Raw genomic sequence first — 18,269 nt, 5'->3', positions numbered from 1 at the left:
TCAACAACAAATCCATTTTCACCTTATCTTGCATCTCTTTATAAATTATAATGAAAATATATAAACTCATAGGCAGGTATAAAATGAATAAACAATCAATCGTGTTTACTGGAGGCGGCTCTGCAGGACATGTTACTCCCAATATCGCCATTATTAACGAGCTTTCAAAAGAAGAGTGGACCATTCATTATATTGGATCAAAAAAAGGAATAGAAAAAGAGCTAATTACCGCCATGCATATCCCCTATTACGGAATTAGCAGCGGCAAGCTCCGGCGGTACATGGATGCAGAAAATGTGAAGGATCTATTTCGAGTATTAAAGGGAATTATAGAAGCAAGAAAGCTTCTAAAAAAGCTAAAACCTAAACTTGTTTTTTCAAAAGGAGGCTTTGTCTCTGTTCCAGTTATCATTGCTGCCAGTTCACTAAACATACCAATATATATACATGAAAGTGATTTGACTCCAGGATTGGCTAATAAAATTTCTCAGCGTTTTGCTTCAACAATCTTTACATCCTTTGAAGAAGCAGCCAAGCATTTTCCAGCACATAAAACGGTTGCCATTGGTTCTCCAATAAGGAGGGAGATTTTTTTAGGTGATAAGGAAAAAGGAATACAGTTTCTTAATTTTAAGAAAGAAAAACCCATTTTAACAGTAATGGGAGGCAGTCTGGGAGCGAAAAAAATTAACGAAACCATCAGGGATTGTCTAAATAAGCTTACTTCCCGCTACCAAATCGTTCATCTTTGCGGAAAAGGGCAGATAGATGAGAGACTGAATAACATTAAAAATTATCGACAATTCGAGTACGTAAACAAAGAGCTTCCTGATATCCTTGCTGCAACAGACACAATCGTTACAAGGGGAGGATCCAATGCTATTTTCGAATTTCTGGCTTTAAATATCCCCATGTTAATTATCCCTCTAACCAAGAAGCAAAGTAGAGGTGATCAAATTTTAAACGCAGAAGCCTTTACGAAAAAAGGATACGCACTGACTTTGGAGGAAGAGAAATTAACAAAAAACAGTCTCATTCAATCATTGGAAGCCCTCGAAGAAAACAGGGGAAAAATCATTCGTTCAATGGAATCTTCACCTGTGGGTGACGCGCTTTCAGTCTTGATAAAAGAATTTCAAAAATAATGATTAATAAATCCAGCTACTTGTAGGGTTAGTGACAGTCATGCTGTTATTAACCCTACAAAAGTGTGTCTCTGTTTTTTCCAGAAACGCGTCCTTTAATGGAGAAATGTTTCTCATATTAAACTAACTCTTTCAAAAATAATACTCGATCTTGATTTGGGCCATCATATTCAGTGTTGATGGAAACATCATCAATTTTGTTATCTTCCTTTTCAATTTCAAACCCCATCTTGATATGATAAGCAATTGAAACTATGTTAACAGGACTCTATTGCTTGTTAAAAACACTTTTCCTTTGACTGTCTTTAAAGATTCAACACCTTATCAACTGACTCGTTCGTTTCGTTTTTAATAATTTGCCCCTTTACAAAATCGTTGCAACAAAATGCCACGTAACAATTAACCATAAAAAAGCGCCATTATTCAATAATGGCACCCCATAGCTAGATCTTATAAAAATGCATTTTAGAGTTATTATTTTACTGTGGCTCTATTGCCCATTGCAATTGATATTCTATTCCAACTGTTAATTTGATTAATGATTAGAACAAGGTCAACATACTGTTTTTCGTCATAGTGTTCACGTACTCGTTGATAAAGCTCGTCTGGAACCCCTTTTGTCGGGATTAATGTCACATGCTCTGCCAGCTCCAAAGCTATTTTTTCTGCTTCTGTATAGAATTCACACTCTTTCCACGCACTAACACAGTAAATTCTTTGTTCTGTTTCACCCATTTTTCGTACATCCGCTGAGTGCATGTTCAAGCAATAGGCACATCCATTAATCTGAGAAACACGAATTTTAATTAGCTCACGAAGTTTTCGTTCAATACTTGTTGTTTTCGTGTACTTTTCCATACTCATCATAATTTCCATACCATCAGGTGAAATTTCATAGTAAGAAACTCTTTGGCTCATTTAGCAAATCCCCCTTTGATTTAAGTATAAGATAATTATATCCATACAAGCACTTCTGTACCATTCTTATAAAGACATTTCTCGACAATTTGGCAAAAAATGAGCACTTATCGTTCGCGCACTTGGGAGAAAGATAACTGATGGTGTACTTACCCTAACTGGCGTTTAAATACTTTACTGGCGAAGAAATAAGCAATAATCATGATGCCGACGCACCAGACAAGTGCGATCCAGATATCATTGCCAACAGCTCCATCATACAAGAGGGCACGAATCGCATTCACGATTGAAGTCACGGGCTGGTTCTCAGCAAACGCACGGACAACTTTAGGCATCGTTTCAGTAGGGACAAAAGCCGAACTGATAAACGGCAGGAAAATTAGCGGGTACGAGTAGGCTGTCGCCCCTTCCATAGACTTCGCTGTCAATCCTGGAATGATCGCCAGCCAGGTCAGCGCAAGCGTAAACAAACCGATTATTCCAGCTACGGCAAGCCAATCCAGGATATCAGCGCTGGAACGGAAGCCCATCAAGAGAGCGACAAGGAAAACCACTACGACAGTTAGCGCATTGGAAACAAGAGAGGTCAACACATGAGCCCACATGACCGACGAGCGCTTGATAGGCATAGTAATGAAACGCGCCATTAGCCCGCTCTTTATATCTGTAAACAGCCGCAATGAAGTGTAAGCAACGCCGGATGCGATGGCCATCAATATAATTCCCGGCAATAAATAATTGACGTAGTTGTCCGTACCTGACTCTATGGCTCCGCCAAATACGTAGACAAACAGCATCATCATCATGATCGGTGTAATTGCCACTGTGATAATCGTATCTGGGCTGCGCATGATATTGCGCATTAAACGCCCTAGTAAAACGCCTGTTTTGCTTTTCATTTACATCTCCTCCTTTTTGCCGATAATCGCGAGAAAAATTTCCTCCAATGTCGGCTGCTTCTCAATGTACTCCACTTTTGCTGGCGGGAACATTTCTTTAAGTTCTGAAAGAGTACCAGTCGTGATGATTTTTCCGCCATGCAAGATGGCAATACGGTCCGCCAGTTGTTCGGCCTCCTCCAGGTACTGGGTCGTCAGCAAAATAGTCGTTCCGGCTCCTGCAAGCTCCTTGACGGTTTCCCAGACTTCAAGCCGTGCTTCAGGGTCAAGACCTGTCGTTGGTTCGTCGAGAAAAATGACTGCTGGTGTCCCGATCAGGCTCATGGCAATATCTAGCCGGCGCTTCATCCCGCCAGAATACTGGTCCGCCCGGCGGTTGGCCGCATCAAGCAGGCTGAATCTTGCAAGCAGATCATCAGCAACCCCGGTGGGATTGGAAACTCCCCGCAGCTTGGCAATCATTATTAGGTTTTCCCTTCCTGAGAGCATACCGTCTAAAGCAGCGAACTGCCCTGTCAGGCTGATGCACTGGCGAACATGATCCGGCTCACTCTGCACGTCAAAGCCGCAAATACTTGCTTTACCGCCATCGGATTTCATCAGCGTCGAGAGGATGTTAACCGTCGTCGTCTTACCTGCTCCATTTGAGCCCAGCAATGCGAAAATTTCGCCACGCTTCACCTCAAAATCAACCCCCTTTAAGACTTCCTTGTCTTTAAAGGATTTTTTTAACTCTTTTACAGAAATCGCTATACTCATACGTTTTTCCTCCTTATTAGATGCTCCTTGCAGAGCTAGATTGAGGATTCCCCTCTATTTAGTCTCACTGATAATCTGTAATACTTACTACTGGATAAAAATATAACTGAATAGCGATAGCAGCAATTCACATTTGTAACCATCTATTCAGTCGGTATGATCTATTGAATTTACTTTTTTCCTAATTGCTTCATGATACTCTGATTTAAATCTTCACGATACTTGGCGACATAGGTTTTAGCGTTTGCCACTAGTTCATCAGCAAAGGATGCCACATCGTCCCCAGTGATATCCAGTACATTTCTGCCTTCCGCAGCACCAGCTTCGAACAACTCGATTAATTCATACTGAATGTGCAGCATATCCATTCCGTTGCCCGCTGTAAAATTCCACATGTAATTTTGAATCTTTTTAAATACAAACTGGTAATCCTTTGGCAAGTCTTCAACCCGAGCCATCATCATTTTGTACTCTTTTTTATCACCAATTAATTTTTTGAACATTTCCAACATGTTATTTTCCTCCTTTTTTATTAAGCTGAACTAGATACGCCCAAAATAGCGATGGAATATCTTATGCAGTTAGATAGACTTCAGAACGTTGATTTTTGATGATACATAATCCCACTTTTTCCAAAACAATTCAAGTTCCTGTCGGCCTTCCTTATTAAGTGAGTAAAACTTGCGGGGCGGCCCCATATCTGAAGGTTTCTTTTCTACGTTCACGAGGTTTTTCTTCTCTAATCTCACAAGAATGGTATAGACAGTCCCTTCCACGACTTCGGTAAACCCAAGCTGGTTCAGGCGGCGGGTAATCTCGTAACCATAGGTTTCATGGCGGCTGATGATTTCCAGTACACAGCCTTCAAGCGAACCCTTAAGCATTTCAGTTAAATTTTCCACGTTCAGAGCCTCCTCTATTCTGTCTGACTTATATTCAGTATAACTTATTACTAAGGACAAAATTTTTACTTAATAGCTTTTTAGAAACACATGCTATTAAGTATGGCCTCAATTATTTTTCTTAGAGATTTTTTTCATCTCAGTATTCAGTAAGACTTACTACAAGTATATCGTATCACGCAGTAGATTGACTGTCAACTGGAATTTCTAATATTTTTAAAACCAGCTATTTCTATTAGATACAGAGTTTATGGAGCTTTGAGTTGGGCATTTATGTTTTTATAAAGGAAAAAAACCGTTAGATTTATTTCATTAAATCGCCCTAAAATGAAAATAAGCGCTATTCCTTGCTGCAGGAAAGCACTCGATTGTGAAAGAAGACTATTCGAAGTTAAACTCAGTATGAAGATAATAATGATTAAAAAGGGCTCTTCCAGTTCTTTTAAAATAGGGAACCTCTACTTCCTTCTCACCAATTAATGTAATCAAACCATTTGGCTCTTCTGTAAATTCCATTTCTGCTGCCAGCTCTTTTTTACTTTTGTTTATTTCATTAATTATTTTTTCTATTACTGCTTTATCACTTGATTCCAAAATTTGTATCCCATCTACAGTTATGCTGACAGAATAGAAGTTATCAATTTTAAGCCGATACTTACTATTAAACTCACTTGATTCGTTGTTAGAGCAACCTGATGTTATTAACAAAAAAATAAAAAAAACGGCAAATGATTTTCTTTTTATAGTAAAGACCACCCTCCGTATTTAATTTTCTTAATTCAACTACTTTTCCATTCATGATTTTGCTGGAATAAAATGTTCATTCATGTTTATCATAGTTAAAAACCTTTGTTTTGTCTTCTCTTTATTAACAGTTTCCCCGATTAAAATAGGTGGCCCAAATATCTGAGACTTCATTACAAAGTAGCGAGATGACCCGGTAACGTAAGTTCCATTCATGATCACGACCGGTGTTCACCGTACAAACCGGTTGCTTCTGAATAAGGTCCTCACAACTGAAGACAGATCATATAAAAAGGCAGTCCGATTTGTTAATCAATCGACTGCCTTTTTTTAATAAATGATAATTAAAATATTCTCTTTCTCCATAATGCCAATCCGATCCAAATAACTAAAATTAATGCGATTATCAATGTAATAATCCAAGAAAATGGATCTTTATCTTCAATAGGTAAGGTAACATTCATACCAAAGAAACTAAATACTAGTGTTGGAAGAGTTAAAAAAACTGTAAATAACGTAAGAGTTTTCATTGTTTTATTCAATTCATTAGATATTAGCGAAGAATACGACCCCGTTATACTGTTCAAAATTCTTGTATATAATTCAGTGGTCTCAATTCCTTGATTATTTTCAATTTTTACATCCTCTAGAAGATCTTTGTCCTCTTCATATAACTTGATGGAATTGGTACGAAATAGTTTAGTTATAACATCCGCATTAGCTTTTAATGATGTGAGAAAATAGACCAAACTTTTTTCGATCTCCATTAGGTCATAGAGTTGCTTGTTTGTTAATGAATCACGTAAGTTACTCTCAATTTTAAGACGTTGTTTGTTAAGCAGTTTTAGTTTTTCTATATACTGCATTGAAATTGACAATAATATTTCTAATGCAAAACGAATTTTCATAGAGGTGTTAACATTTTTCTTAATTAAATTTTCTAAAAGGTTTGTGGATTGGTTACAGACCGTAACAATATAATCCGTTCCTATGATTATACCAATAGGGATGGTAATATATGAATCAAATTGATGGTTACTAGCATCAATAGTCGGAAAATCATTAATAATTAATGTACAATTTGTCTCTTCATCATATTGAATTCGAGCACTTTCTTCTAAATCTAACGGATCCTCTAAAAACTCAATTGGGATATTACAAAGTTGTGATACCTTTTTAAGTTCATCATTTGAAGGAGTAGAAAGATTTATCCAGTAACCCTTTTCAAATTGATTAATCTCATTTGTTTTTCCAGCTACATCAGTTTTATAGATTTTCAACATGGCTTTCTCATCCTTTCGATCTTTCCTGAAAACAGGGATCGCTGCTAAATCGAAAACAACCATGTTACACTAACATGTAAAATAGGAATTTCTTAAATTTACATGTCCTACACAAGTTGATAAATCCAAACTAAAGTAGGGGGAACATGTTGGGATACTGTAAGATTTGCAGTCTCTCTGTACAGAATATTGATACAAGTTATATATAATTGGCACCTCTCACTGCTACTATCCAATGTAATTTGTTCCCCCTTTCAAATATAAAAAAACCCTCTAGATAGATTCCTAGAGGGTTAGATAAGCGTACAAAAAAAGCACGTAAACTTCTCCCCCACAGTAGAGCTTTGGCACTATACAACGTAAAGGAAAAATCCTTAGCTACCTTATGAAAAGCCTTAATTCGGCAATTCCTGTTCTACCCATTGGCATCTTTCGATGTTTCCGGGCAGTAGCCTATGTTTGTATAGGAGCCTCACCTAACGAGGAATTATTATTAACATTGACATATTACACTTCCCACTAAGATTAGTCAATCATATATTTCCAGACTTTAAAGTACTAGGCAATCTATGGTCCTACTTCCCCTGAACCATTATCACTTGCTCAATCCCTAACAGTATCAAATTCAAGCCGAACTCAAACGCCCTATCGGTTCCCATCAGGTCGAACAGCCCATTTGTAAACATCCTCTGGAATAGTCCTGCTTCCTTCTCGCTCATGGAGTTCAGAAGTCGAACCATTTCCTCACCAGGAGACGTTTCCTGTTCCTTTAGGATAACGGAAATATTGCGTTCATGCTGATAATCATCTAGCACGAAGTAAAAGACATAGTTTACAAGCGTAGTAACCACCTGCATTTTCTGCTCTTGCTTAAGAGGTGTCGATTCCACGCAAAGCAGCATACGATTGGTGAACCGAATAATGTCCGGTTCATGGGGCAAAGTCATCATCATGAGCTGTGTTGAGCAGGGATACCGACTAAGCACACTGCGTACAGTTACCGCAAGCACCGTCAGCTGTTCCTTCCAATCTCCGTCTGAGTGAAACTCCTCTAGAATTGTTTTTGATACATGGTTGGCCAGACGCTGGTAGAGTTTCTGCTTGCTCTTGAAGTACCAGTACAAAGAGGGAGCCTGAATCCCAAGCCGGGTCGCCAAACGTCTTAAGCTGAACTTCTCAAGACCCTCCTCCCCCAGAAGCTCCCACGAAGCTTCTAAGATCGTATCCTCTGAAATTGGAGGCTGTTGTTTTTTCATACATCTCCATCCTTTTATCTAACAGTGTAAGTTTTTTCTTTACAGCTTTCTACAATTATGATAGCATCTAACACTGTAAGATTCAAACTAACACTGTTAGATTAATCATAAATATAGAAAGTAGTGATCCAAATGGATAAAGAAAACCTCCATTTTTTTGAAAAAGCACCGATTCCAAAGGCCGTAGCTCACTTTGCTGTACCGATGATGTTAGGCTCATCAATGAGCGTTATCTATTCCATCTTGAATGCCTATTTCCTTGGTACCCTTCACAGTACTGCCATGTTAACCGCACTCGAACTAACCTTACCGTTATTCGCGATCATAATGGCATTGGGCAACTTGATTGGCATGGGCAGCGGTACGTTCATCTCCCGTTTGCTGGGAGAGAAGAATTATATTGTGGTTAAGCATGTGTCTTCATTCGCCTTTTACAGCAGTTTAGTTCTCGGTCTTATCGTAATTGTCGTCAGCCTCCCGTTAATCGATCCCATCGTTCATAGTCTAGGGGCAACACCTGAGTCCTTCAACTATACGAAGGACTATGTCATGATTATGCTTATTGGTTCCCCATTCGTAATATTATTCTTCACTTTGGAGAATATTGTCCGCTCAGAGGGTGCAGCAATCACATCTATGATCGGCATGATTCTCAGTGTTGTATTAAATATTATTCTTGATGCTTTAGTCATCTTCGTGTTCCATTGGGAGGTGATCGGGGTTGCATCAGCTACAGTCATTTCCAACTTGGTTGCGAGTGTTTACTTCGCCGTCTATTTGGAACGTAAGAGTCAATTCTTAACCATCTCAGTAAAATGGTTCAAGATTACTAAAGAGATTCTGAGTAATGTAATCAAAATTGGAGTTCCGGTCTTTGTTATGAGTATCTTTCTGGGCGCAATGTCGCTCATCTTGAATCATTTTCTTGTCGAGTATGGAGATCAGGCTATAGCGGCTTACGGAATTTCATCACGTTTATTACAATTTCCTGAGTTTATTCTGATGGGCTTATGCGAGGGAGTCGTACCATTGATTGCCTTCTCTTTTACAGCGAATAAATTACGTATGAAGCAAGCAATTGGGTTTATTATTAAAGCAATTTTAGTCTTAGCCGTCATGCTCGGCGTTATTGTCTATCTGATTTCTGACCATTTAATTGGTTTATTTACGAATGACCCGCAATTAATTGAATTGGGCAGCTACATTCTGCATGTAACGTTCTTATCCTTATTTATTAATGGATTGACCATGTTATTTACGGGGATTTTCCAAGCAACAGCGCAAGGAACCGCCGCATTTATCATGTCAATTATTCAAGGAATTACTTTGATTCCTGTGTTATATATCGCCAATCGAATGAACGGCTTCCACGGAGTGGTCTGGTCACTCGTCATTGCAGAAGCCGTCGCGTTCCTTGTTGGAGCCGTCATGTTGTATATTCTGCGGAATAAATTGCAACCGGATTTAGATGGATTAGTACAGTAGAAATCTAATGAAAAATGAGTGCTGATCATTATTTCAAGCTAGAGCCCGATTGAGAAAGATCATTTGATCAATTAACAATTATAAGAGGAATTTCAATTTTGGCATCTGAAGTATATGGATACGTTTTTTCCATTAATCTATTACAGCACAGGGGTGTTGCCCCGTTTTGCATAAAAAAATTAATTTACATCATTGTTTAATCTCTTCTTTCAATTGTAAACAATTTTTAATTTCTTTAGTGGCTCTTGTTTCGGTTTCTCTTTAAGCTAACATCCTTTAAAAATTAACAAGCAAATTAAAAAGCCCTTCTCATTTGAGAGGGCCATCTTATTCCTACTATTATAAAGCACCTTACCTATTTCCTATAAACTAAACGACACATTAAGGTTTCAAGTGGTCCATTCATATGGAGTTTTTCCAAGATGGTTGCAAAGATTACAGCTAGTATCCATACAGAAATAGCAATCAATGTGACTCCGGTATTGGTTAATCTTCCACCCAAATCGAAAGCGACGGGCGACAAGAGAATCACTAACAAGGTTTCATTTAGAACATAAAAGGTGAGCGAACGTTTACCTAAAGCAGTCAATGAATTTGTTAGCCAACGAGGGTTTTTAATCGAGTTGCCTATTACTCCAAATAAGGCCGCATACCCTATTCCAGCAGCCATCCCTGTTATAATGTGAACCGCCCAAATGATACCAGCGGCAAAAAAGCTAGGTTCCCATCCTTTATCAATCATTACTAATGGAAGAGCACCAATAATTGATATGGTTATTCCGATACTAGCGATTTTCTTTAATTTCGTATGATACAAATGTGAATCAATTAAAAGTCGCTTTCTTCCAGCCCAAATTCCTATAAGCACAGAAGGGATTACAGGAAAAAGAAAGTGAATGAAGACAGGAATAATAGGAAAGGAAATAATAGTTTCCGTAAACAATTGCAGATATCTGTCATTCTCCGAAAAGTCAGTGCCAAACCCATACCTGCCCATATCATTAATAAATGTGCCCCATATAAATGGAAGATACAGCATCGTAATTAATGTGATTAAAATGGTAGCTTTAATTAAAGCCTTATTACCGCGTGGCAACAACCAGATTACCATAAGACCAGCGATCCCATAAGCCATCAATATATCTTGGCCACCGATAAAGACGGCCAATATTATTCCGAACAAGATTAAATAGAAACATCTTCGTCTAATTGTTTTTTGGGTTTCTTTTATAGATTTTCCTTTTGAGAGCTGTTTTTCAAATATCATCACTAATCCATAGCCAAATAAAACGGCAAACATTGGACGGGCACGATTATCTATCAATAGTTCTCCAATAGTGTTTATAATCGTATCTATAAAACCAAGACTTTCCGGGCGACTCATGATCCCTGGTTCTGAAGTGTATAAATATAATGGTGCATGAGCAAGTACGATTAATAAAAGCATAAATCCTCTGGCTAAATCTAATGAAATGGCTCGTTTATTAAAAGATTGATTGTTTGGTTGTTTGTTCAATGATTCTTCTCCTTGCCCTTCTTCTTCCCTCTATCTGAATAACTCTAATTTGTCCTTTCAGCAAGCCTCACATATTGACCATTGTTTTCATCCTTAATGACAACGCCGAGCTTAGCTAAATCCACTCGCAGATATTTAGCATCTTTCTTTTTGTCCTCTCTTAAAGCACATTCCCGAGCATATAATAAAGCATTTATTTTTTCTGGAAAGTCAGGATGTCCGAGCACCCATCGCTGGTATTGATCTTCGAATGGGTCTTTCTCAACCCATGGATATTGATACTCATTAAAAGCCGCCTGAACAACAGGCTCCTTTTTCACATCAAAAATCTCTCTATATAATTCATTGCTATCTTTTCCAAGAATAATCAGCTGCTTCTTTTCCATATAAATCGCAGAAATATCCTTCTTATCAATGGTGTCTTCCTTATCACCTAATTTTAATTTCAGGTCTTCGAAAGTAATTACAACTTCAAGGCTTTCAGCAAATATTATCAATGCCAGCAGCGCGCCCAAAATGATTCCAATAATGGCGGCTGCGATAGAAACCCATAGACTATTCCATGAGGCAATGAATTCAATTATTTTCTCAAAAGGAACGATAGGCAGTTTTAATATCCAATTTCCAATGACAGGTAAATACCAGCCAAGCAAGCCTCCTAGTATCATAGGGACTATAAAGATTAGGGTTTTTTCGAACTTACTGAGCCCGAGAACTTTTTCTTTCATGAATTCTGTCCTTTCATCTTTACTATATAAAGAATCAACTATTTTCAATTTCACAGAAACGTGTTTATTTAACTATTTTCAATATACTTTTTACTAGCTCTTCACTAAATTCCTCTATGCTGCCTTCATTTTGGGATGTTAACATCGATTCCGATATTGCCCCTTGAATGACAGTTGAAATAACTTTTGGATTAAACTCTCCAAATTCCTTGGATTCTTGCCCCTGAAGAAGAATTTCTTTTAATAACCCACTTTTTAAATCCTCTTCATCATCTTCTATCAAATAATAGGGAACATGATCTGGTGTACGTGCATTAAAAACAATTTCTATTAAAGCGATATTATTGATTCGGTTTGTGATTTGATGCGCTAGACTAGCTTCGATGAAGGCTATTAATTTTTCAGTAGCTGAATGTTTCCGTTCTACCCGCTCATTAATAAAATCCCACTCATTTTCAACCAAATACATTAGCGTATTGTTCATCAAATCCTCTTTACCTGAAAAATGATAAGAAATCAAACCTGTACTTATGTTCGCTTTTTTCGCAATCTTTCCAAGGCTTGTGCTTACATAACCAATTTCCCTTAATACGTCAATCGCCGCCCTGATGATTTGTTCTCTCCTAGCTTCTGCTATAAATGATTGTCTGTCATCCATTCCTATTCACCCTCAAATTATTTGATCGTTCATTTTTTTGATTGGTCGTTCAATTAATTTTATTTTATGTGTATCTTACATTCTTGTCAAATTGAAAATATGTGAGAAAATTGCATATAAATTAGCAATAATAATAACAAAAAGAGGCTGGGACATAACTAATTTAACCGTGTCCAAAGCCGTATGATAAATTCACTTTTTTAGTATCTAAATATAGAAAACCGAACTATTGCAGAATGCTGTGTTAGCATTTCTAATAATAGTTCGGCTTTTTTAGTTGCTGAAAACCTTTTGTCCCAGCCTCTTATAACTTTATTGTATTTTTTTCACGAACAGTGAAGTAAAAAGTATTTTATTTTTTGATTAATTTCTCCATTATTTCTTCATAAGTTTCTAAAGTTTTGTATTTACATATATTAAAACCCATAGTAGTTGTTATGCAACTTCCTCTTACATCCACTATTAACAAGGTGTTAATCAGTATTTTTTCTTTTGACTTTTTATCAGTTACTTCAATAAATGAATTCATATAAATTCCCCCCTCATTTGTTATTCACAGTCTGTAACAACTATTCTTTAATAATTATACATTAAATTTTAAATTTTGGAAAAATTGCTATAATTTACCATTATAACGATTTAACACCTATTTACTATGTTATTTATAGTTTTCTCTACAAAAACAGAACTACTTATTTTCATAATAGATTCTTTTGTAGTAGATGAAGTATCGATTCGTGATTGACATCAGTACAATGTGATTGGTGATTATTTTAATGTTCATTTTAAGGTGTCTTAAAAGCCCCTGCTTTTGGGACCCCTTCTTTATTTGAAAACTGAATAGGAAATACTAACAAAAAACATTTATAAGCATCTACTCACAACCAAGTATGTAAATGTCAGTCTGCCTAATTCTACTTCGCTGGTTATTACTTCGTACATCAATTACTCAGACTGACCATTTATTTTCCACATAGAAAAAGAGAGGGGATCTATTCAAATGAACATGAAAGATTTTATCGATTTTTGCAAGCAAGGCAATCCCATTTCAGGTGAGGATAAAGAATTGCATGGCCTATTAACTCAATGCAGTTATGAAGCTCAAAGAATAACAATGGAGCTGAATACATCCTATCATTCAAAAGAAGAGATAGTGGATATTTTCAGTGAACTGACCTGTAATAAAGTGGATCCATCATTTATGTGTTTTCCGCCCTTTTATACAGACTTTGGAAAAAATATCACCATTGGAAAAAACGTGTTTTTTAACACTGGCTGTTCCTTCCAAGATAGAGGTGGAATAACTATAGGAGATGGTTCCCTAATCGGTATGAATGTCACCATTGCTACACTTAATCATGGGTTGCCTTTAGAAACTAGAAACACGACATACCCCTCTCCAGTCGTAATTGGGAAAAATGTGTGGATTGGTTCAAACTCAACCATCCTGCCAGGTGTGACAATTGGTGACAACTCTGTTGTTGCGGCAGGAGCAGTGGTGACTAAGGATGTCCCAGAAAATACAGTTGTTGCAGGAGTGCCAGCAAAAGCTGTAAAAAAAATAAGTAATGATTTAAAGTAGTTTATAAGAAGGAGCGTAATTCTTGCTGCAGAATTGCGCTCTATTCATAAAGGAATTTGAAATAAAAAAACCAACATTCCCAAATAATAAATATGCCTTACCTTTTAGATCCAGACCGTTTATCTTTTACTACTTTATTTTTTCTAACACTTCTATGCCCGTCCAAATATCTGTAAAAGTTCTCTTTCCCTTTGTAACGAGGAACACGATCCCATCTATCAATAAATAGATTATGTAAATAAAAATAGGCAAGAATAGATACTTATAGTCCTTGTCATTTGCTAAATGATAAGCAAATAAGAAGATAAAGAGACCTGCTATTCCATTTCTTATAAACCACCATGTAAACAATTTAAATTTACTAGTATTCCCCAGTATCAAACCGTTAAATTTGTAACCCCATGTTAAGGTTAATTTGAAATTAGCTCCTAGTGATGTGACCATAAACACGAAAACGCTAAACAACAGCATGCCATTCATTATTACATTTAATATTGGATTCCATGTATCTCCGTCACTTGCAACGAAAGGTAAAAATAGTAAAGCTACTATTGCTGCAATAATAAATGTTAGGATTGAAAGAAATATACAGATAGCTATTGAAAGAAAAAAATCTATGACATATCCAAATATACGTTTTCTTATTTTCAATTTATTACCTCCTCTTCCTATATTACGATAAGACTCGATTAAATAAAGTCTTTTTATCTTGTTGATACTTTTCCCACACTTCTGAATATCTGTATTCTTTGATTCTCCTATTGTTTAAATCAATTAATCTAGATTAACTTATGTTCCAAGGAGAGTCTTATTCATACGCAGGTTATTCCGACAAAAAGGAGCCATAAAAAAACGACTTTGTGATTCGTACAAAGCCGTTTTTTTACTATTAACGTATGTACTAACCTTGATTTCCTTCAGTGTAAATTTGGAAGGTTACACCGAATTTATCTTTAATCACCCCGTAAGCAGGACTAAAACCCATTTCTGCTAGTGGCATTTCAACTTGTCCGCCATCCTGTAAGGCATCAAAAATTTGGCGAGCTTTGTCTGCATTGTCGAACGTGACACAAATGGTCACCAGGTTTCCTTCTTGAGCTGGTTGACCTGGGAATGTATCTGAAAACATAATTACTGATTCTCCTACCTTTATCATAGCGTGTGAAACAAGGTCTTTTGCATTTTCGGGGAAAGGAAAATCTGGGGTAGTAGGCATTTCACCAAATGTAATAACTCCTAAATTTTCTGCATGAAATACCTTTTCGTAAAATCCAATTGCTTCACTTGCATTTCCGTTCAACTGTAAATAAGGAATAAATTTCACTTTTTTCAGCTCCTCTGATTTTTATAGCACCAATAAACGATTTTCACAAGGCATTGATGCGGATGGGGAAACAGATAATTACAGTTACAAAAAGTCAGTAGGACATGGATTTAGAACAATGACTATATCCTTAGTTGTTCGGATAAAGATTCTGATATGTTTCTACTGTATATATAATTAAATCCTTTAAAACATTGGTATCGATATCAGCTAATTTATTAACATAAATACAAGCCTTACTTTTCGTGTATTTACCAAAGCTTTCTAATAATTTTTCTCTTTCCTCACTTTCATAGGCCAAATATAGACTAATTTTCGCCTTTCTCGGTGAGAAACCCACTATAGGCGCGTCCCCTTCATGTCCTGATGCATACTTATAGTGATAGCTACCAAAACCTATAATACTAGGACCCCACATTTTTGCGTCGTAACCAGTTACCTCTTCAAAGATTTCTAATAACTGATAGGCATCTGCCTTCTTCTTCTCATTTTCCACATTTTCAATAAATTCAATTACACTTTTGTCGGTCTCTTTCATCTTCGGTTCATACATATATGCGCTCTCCTATTCTCTAAGTAATTACTTGTTTACATTATTTTCATCATTATTACATTCTAAAATACAAGTCCAATTTCCTGCAAAAAAGAATAATCTTTAAGTCCGTCACCATCACAGATAAATTTTCCATGTTTGTCCCCCGCGTATTTTAGTGTATTTCTTCATAATATCCATTAACGTCACTAATGAATCGGGCCCATAAATGGAAAAATACGCATTCCCTATTAAAGAAATGCGCCAGATTGCTGTATGTCAAAACTTACCGATATTTTCGGATATCTATCAAAACCTCTAAGTTCAGAACCATCTTTCATTACCCTTTATAATAAGGTTCAAGTGAATCAGCTATTTTTATAAGTTCTTCTAGGGAATACTGTTCTTTCCCCTTTTCTTTTAAGTATACATGTATTGAGTAATTTAAGCCTAAATTATTCCATGTCACTATCTGTGAACTACCATTGTAGTAATATTCGGCTTCGGTACCATCACTTAAACGTATTGCTTTCTCTGCTGCCCCAGTTGAGTTTTTAAGATCAATCTCTGACTGTATACTAATAATGATAAATTCGTTTTCAGCATTGCCGCGAAAAGAAACTTCCAGGATGAAATTTCCATCTTTCCTACCCAAAATCTTGCCATCATTATAATTAAATAATGAAGTTTCTTTTACTTTGTATGGCATAAAAGTCGGCAATTTAAAATCATGTGAAAAGTCTTCAATTCCTTCTATCTCTTTTTTTACAAGTGGATGAGTCACGGTTGCTTTCGTGCAACCTGATAATAAGAATAATAATAAAGTGCATGTGATTAAAAGAAAGTTTGACTTCAATCAATTCCACCTTCTCTCACTAAATATTTCCAAGATTCACTTACTTGCCACACTAAGAATTTCCCCATCATTTACCTTACGACTAACTAGCTAAAAAGTTCCAATATTACCATATAAAATAAATAAGCCCCACCTAAAAACGACACGACGAGCAAGCCACCAGCCAAGATCGAATGGGAGTATGAAAGAAACTCCGAAAACCCACTACATTCAAAGGTTTTCGGAGTTCTTTTTTAAAGTCAACCCTGTGCAGGGCTGGTCTTCATTTCATAGATTTTTTGAAGAGTGAAGACAATCTTCGTCTTCTCGTCATCGTCCTCTGTATGGAGATACCACTCCACAAGCCTGTATCCGAATACGAGAAGGATCAGCTCATAGACGCAATGATCGGCGATTGGGGATACATCTGCATACTCCGAAAAGCCTTTGTAATACGCGGGAACACATCGTCGGTAGTATTCGACCATGTGATCGATATCCGCTTCATCCGCAATCAGGCTTGCGAGATCCTCGCCCAAGTATCCCCATCCGGAAGTATCCCAGTCGATGACCACTATTTTCCCATCGGCATAGATCAAGTTGGTCACCCAGAAGTCCCGGTGGCATAGCACGAGTGGCAATTTTTCGATACGGGGAAGTATCTCGTCCGCGTGGTCATCAATGTCAATGAGCATTTGCCGCACTTGCTGCGGGAATTCGCAGTCCTCCGAACGTATATAATCGTAGACGACTGGCCATGAACGGTAATGCAGATATGTGTTCTTCATGAGATCCGCATGGCTTAGGTTATTCAGGCTCTGCAGAACAGAGGGCTGCTCCGCATACAACTTGCCTTGATAGCGTCCTAACTCCAACGCAGCCTGTTCATACATGTCACCAGTCAAGTCTAAACCAGTTACGCCATCGATATATTCCAGCCACAGCTGGAATTCATTTTCTTCTTCATTGATCTCTGCATAATAACATGCCGGCCAGCGGAAGGCATCCGAGAACGTTGCTCCAAAGTCAGACGTATAAAGATCATATTCCCGGCGCCATGAACCCGGATCACCGTAACGTTCCCATTTCTTCTGGATTTTCAACACGATACGATACGACAATTTTTCTCCATCTGCGGTTTCGGCGATCCCCGTTACCAGGTATACATTCCCCACAGTTCCGCCCTGTAACGGCATAGTTTGACATTCGGCTGAGATGATATCCTTCTTGAACAATTGGCTTAAGGCACAGATCAGTGTTTCGAATTTAATATTCATTTCTTCCAATCTCCTTTTTTCTTCGTTTGCTTGCTCTGCCTTGCGGTCGTTTTGTTTCTCACCTTTTTTTCTATGAGATAGCTCGTTTTATCATGGACATACTTGTTCTCATTCTGCTGGGCAACATAAAACTCCCACCATTCACGCGGCCGCTCGCGCCGAATCTCCGTCACCTTGCTGGGCAATAATCCGTCGCGAAATGTATCTATTTCTGTATAGCCATAGGTTTTCAAATCCATCATGTTTTTTTTGTTAGCTCCTTTAATGTTGTTTTTTGGACGCAAAAATGCCACGGACAAGCAGCCTCTAAAAAAGCTGCTGTCGCGCGGCATCATGACGCATCGAGTAGGAGGATAATCATTAATTGATTATCCGACCTCTCACACCACCGTACGTACGGTTCCGTATACGGCGGTTCAATTTTAT

21 protein-coding genes and 1 riboswitch are annotated in these 18,269 nt (G+C 37.4%); of the genes, 3 read left to right on the top strand and 18 right to left on the bottom strand.

Features of this window, described 5'->3' with window-relative positions; genetic code table 11:
* Positions 1 to 83 precede the first annotated feature (83 nt).
* The gene (locus ACFYKT_RS06770; protein WP_389217321.1) at positions 84 to 1,145 is read left to right on the top strand and encodes an undecaprenyldiphospho-muramoylpentapeptide beta-N-acetylglucosaminyltransferase; all 1,062 of its coding nucleotides are present in this window, start codon (positions 84 to 86) and stop codon (positions 1,143 to 1,145) included.
* 474 nt (positions 1,146 to 1,619) lie between these two features.
* Here ACFYKT_RS06770 and ACFYKT_RS06765 read toward each other — a convergent pair whose 3' ends face one another.
* From ACFYKT_RS06765 to ACFYKT_RS06730, 8 genes are all read right to left on the bottom strand, one after another.
* The gene (locus ACFYKT_RS06765; RefSeq protein WP_389217319.1) at positions 1,620 to 2,063 is read right to left on the bottom strand and encodes a carboxymuconolactone decarboxylase family protein; all 444 of its coding nucleotides are present in this window, start codon (positions 2,061 to 2,063) and stop codon (positions 1,620 to 1,622) included.
* Between the two features lie 149 nt (positions 2,064 to 2,212).
* The gene (locus ACFYKT_RS06760; RefSeq protein WP_389217317.1) at positions 2,213 to 2,962 is read right to left on the bottom strand and encodes an ABC transporter permease; all 750 of its coding nucleotides are present in this window, start codon (positions 2,960 to 2,962) and stop codon (positions 2,213 to 2,215) included.
* Entirely contained in the window at positions 2,963 to 3,721 is a 759-nt protein-coding gene (locus ACFYKT_RS06755) for an ABC transporter ATP-binding protein (RefSeq protein WP_389217315.1), read from the bottom strand.
* Between the two features lie 170 nt (positions 3,722 to 3,891).
* Complete coding sequence (locus ACFYKT_RS06750) at positions 3,892 to 4,233, bottom strand: DUF1048 domain-containing protein (RefSeq protein ID WP_389217312.1); 342 nt, start codon at positions 4,231 to 4,233, stop codon at positions 3,892 to 3,894.
* 69 nt (positions 4,234 to 4,302) lie between these two features.
* Positions 4,303 to 4,623 carry a PadR family transcriptional regulator gene (locus ACFYKT_RS06745; protein WP_389217309.1) on the bottom strand — a complete coding sequence of 107 codons (321 nt, stop codon included), beginning with the start codon at positions 4,621 to 4,623 and terminating at the stop codon, positions 4,303 to 4,305.
* Between the two features lie 381 nt (positions 4,624 to 5,004).
* Positions 5,005 to 5,217, bottom strand: coding sequence for a hypothetical protein (locus ACFYKT_RS06740; protein ID WP_389217306.1), 213 nt, complete (start codon positions 5,215 to 5,217; stop codon positions 5,005 to 5,007).
* A 494-nt stretch (positions 5,218 to 5,711) separates the two neighbouring features.
* Positions 5,712 to 6,650, bottom strand: coding sequence for a magnesium transporter CorA family protein (locus ACFYKT_RS06735; protein WP_389217303.1), 939 nt, complete (start codon positions 6,648 to 6,650; stop codon positions 5,712 to 5,714).
* A gap of 322 nt (positions 6,651 to 6,972) precedes the next feature.
* Positions 6,973 to 7,141, bottom strand: a riboswitch (M-box (ykoK) riboswitch).
* 84 nt (positions 7,142 to 7,225) lie between these two features.
* Positions 7,226 to 7,906, bottom strand: coding sequence for a TetR/AcrR family transcriptional regulator (locus tag ACFYKT_RS06730; protein ID WP_389217301.1), 681 nt, complete (start codon positions 7,904 to 7,906; stop codon positions 7,226 to 7,228).
* 132 nt (positions 7,907 to 8,038) lie between these two features.
* Between ACFYKT_RS06730 and ACFYKT_RS06725 the strand changes: the two genes are divergently transcribed.
* Positions 8,039 to 9,391, top strand: coding sequence for an MATE family efflux transporter (locus ACFYKT_RS06725; protein WP_389217298.1), 1,353 nt, complete (start codon positions 8,039 to 8,041; stop codon positions 9,389 to 9,391).
* 355 nt (positions 9,392 to 9,746) lie between these two features.
* Here the strand turns inward: ACFYKT_RS06725 and ACFYKT_RS06720 are convergent, their stop codons facing one another.
* The 4 genes from ACFYKT_RS06720 to ACFYKT_RS06705 form a co-directional block, all read right to left on the bottom strand.
* Entirely contained in the window at positions 9,747 to 10,907 is a 1,161-nt protein-coding gene (locus tag ACFYKT_RS06720; protein WP_389217296.1) for a DUF418 domain-containing protein, read from the bottom strand.
* 44 nt (positions 10,908 to 10,951) lie between these two features.
* Positions 10,952 to 11,635 carry a YqeB family protein gene (locus tag ACFYKT_RS06715; RefSeq protein WP_449257594.1) on the bottom strand — a complete coding sequence of 228 codons (684 nt, stop codon included), beginning with the start codon at positions 11,633 to 11,635 and terminating at the stop codon, positions 10,952 to 10,954.
* Positions 11,636 to 11,699: 64 nt separating this feature from the next.
* Positions 11,700 to 12,293 (bottom strand): TetR/AcrR family transcriptional regulator, encoded by a 594-nt coding sequence (locus tag ACFYKT_RS06710; protein ID WP_389217290.1) that lies wholly within the window; start codon positions 12,291 to 12,293, stop codon positions 11,700 to 11,702.
* Positions 12,294 to 12,645: 352 nt separating this feature from the next.
* Positions 12,646 to 12,822 (bottom strand): hypothetical protein, encoded by a 177-nt coding sequence (locus ACFYKT_RS06705; protein WP_389217287.1) that lies wholly within the window; start codon positions 12,820 to 12,822, stop codon positions 12,646 to 12,648.
* Between the two features lie 471 nt (positions 12,823 to 13,293).
* Here ACFYKT_RS06705 and ACFYKT_RS06700 point away from each other — a divergent pair, with 471 nt between their 5' ends.
* Positions 13,294 to 13,875, top strand: a complete 582-nt coding sequence (locus ACFYKT_RS06700; RefSeq protein ID WP_389217284.1) for a sugar O-acetyltransferase — start codon at positions 13,294 to 13,296, stop codon at positions 13,873 to 13,875.
* A gap of 129 nt (positions 13,876 to 14,004) precedes the next feature.
* Here ACFYKT_RS06700 and ACFYKT_RS06695 read toward each other — a convergent pair whose 3' ends face one another.
* The 6 genes from ACFYKT_RS06695 to ACFYKT_RS06670 all read right to left on the bottom strand — a co-directional run bounded on the left by ACFYKT_RS06695 (position 14,005) and on the right by ACFYKT_RS06670 (position 18,136).
* On the bottom strand, positions 14,005 to 14,526 hold the full coding sequence (locus ACFYKT_RS06695; RefSeq protein WP_389217281.1) for a hypothetical protein: 522 nt from the start codon (positions 14,524 to 14,526) through the stop codon (positions 14,005 to 14,007).
* A 250-nt stretch (positions 14,527 to 14,776) separates the two neighbouring features.
* Complete coding sequence (locus ACFYKT_RS06690; protein ID WP_389217278.1) at positions 14,777 to 15,199, bottom strand: VOC family protein; 423 nt, start codon at positions 15,197 to 15,199, stop codon at positions 14,777 to 14,779.
* Between the two features lie 130 nt (positions 15,200 to 15,329).
* Positions 15,330 to 15,752, bottom strand: a complete 423-nt coding sequence (locus tag ACFYKT_RS06685) for a DUF1801 domain-containing protein (RefSeq protein WP_389217275.1) — start codon at positions 15,750 to 15,752, stop codon at positions 15,330 to 15,332.
* A 319-nt stretch (positions 15,753 to 16,071) separates the two neighbouring features.
* Positions 16,072 to 16,587, bottom strand: coding sequence for a hypothetical protein (locus tag ACFYKT_RS06680; RefSeq protein WP_389217272.1), 516 nt, complete (start codon positions 16,585 to 16,587; stop codon positions 16,072 to 16,074).
* Between the two features lie 239 nt (positions 16,588 to 16,826).
* On the bottom strand, positions 16,827 to 17,843 hold the full coding sequence (locus ACFYKT_RS06675; RefSeq protein ID WP_389217269.1) for an aminoglycoside phosphotransferase family protein: 1,017 nt from the start codon (positions 17,841 to 17,843) through the stop codon (positions 16,827 to 16,829).
* On the bottom strand, positions 17,840 to 18,136 hold the full coding sequence (locus ACFYKT_RS06670; RefSeq protein ID WP_389217266.1) for a hypothetical protein: 297 nt from the start codon (positions 18,134 to 18,136) through the stop codon (positions 17,840 to 17,842). The genes ACFYKT_RS06675 and ACFYKT_RS06670 overlap by 4 nt, the downstream gene beginning before the upstream one ends.
* Positions 18,137 to 18,269: the final 133 nt, after the last annotated feature.

Source organism: Cytobacillus mangrovibacter, assembly GCF_042865275.1.
In the GTDB taxonomy this organism is placed as follows: domain Bacteria; phylum Bacillota; class Bacilli; order Bacillales; family Cytobacillaceae; genus Cytobacillus; species Cytobacillus mangrovibacter.
The sequence above is the reverse complement of the archived record's forward strand: the minus strand, read 5'-3'. Positions and strand labels throughout refer to the sequence as shown.

Bases quoted from the DNA above. Each gene is read 5' to 3' on its own strand.
- ACFYKT_RS06770 (WP_389217321.1), top strand. From the start codon at position 84: ATGAATAAACAATCAATCGTGTTTACTGGAGGCGGCTCTGCAGGACAT.
- ACFYKT_RS06765 (WP_389217319.1), bottom strand. From the start codon at position 2,063: ATGAGCCAAAGAGTTTCTTACTATGAAATTTCACCTGATGGTATGGAA.
- ACFYKT_RS06760 (WP_389217317.1), bottom strand. From the start codon at position 2,962: ATGAAAAGCAAAACAGGCGTTTTACTAGGGCGTTTAATGCGCAATATC.
- ACFYKT_RS06755 (WP_389217315.1), bottom strand. From the start codon at position 3,721: ATGAGTATAGCGATTTCTGTAAAAGAGTTAAAAAAATCCTTTAAAGAC.
- ACFYKT_RS06750 (WP_389217312.1), bottom strand. From the start codon at position 4,233: ATGTTGGAAATGTTCAAAAAATTAATTGGTGATAAAAAAGAGTACAAA.
- ACFYKT_RS06735 (WP_389217303.1), bottom strand. From the start codon at position 6,650: ATGTTGAAAATCTATAAAACTGATGTAGCTGGAAAAACAAATGAGATT.
- ACFYKT_RS06730 (WP_389217301.1), bottom strand. From the start codon at position 7,906: ATGAAAAAACAACAGCCTCCAATTTCAGAGGATACGATCTTAGAAGCT.
- ACFYKT_RS06725 (WP_389217298.1), top strand. From the start codon at position 8,039: ATGGATAAAGAAAACCTCCATTTTTTTGAAAAAGCACCGATTCCAAAG.
- ACFYKT_RS06715 (WP_449257594.1), bottom strand. From the start codon at position 11,635: ATGAAAGAAAAAGTTCTCGGGCTCAGTAAGTTCGAAAAAACCCTAATC.
- ACFYKT_RS06710 (WP_389217290.1), bottom strand. From the start codon at position 12,293: ATGGATGACAGACAATCATTTATAGCAGAAGCTAGGAGAGAACAAATC.
- ACFYKT_RS06705 (WP_389217287.1), bottom strand. From the start codon at position 12,822: ATGAATTCATTTATTGAAGTAACTGATAAAAAGTCAAAAGAAAAAATA.
- ACFYKT_RS06700 (WP_389217284.1), top strand. From the start codon at position 13,294: ATGAACATGAAAGATTTTATCGATTTTTGCAAGCAAGGCAATCCCATT.
- ACFYKT_RS06685 (WP_389217275.1), bottom strand. From the start codon at position 15,752: ATGTATGAACCGAAGATGAAAGAGACCGACAAAAGTGTAATTGAATTT.
- ACFYKT_RS06675 (WP_389217269.1), bottom strand. From the start codon at position 17,843: ATGAATATTAAATTCGAAACACTGATCTGTGCCTTAAGCCAATTGTTC.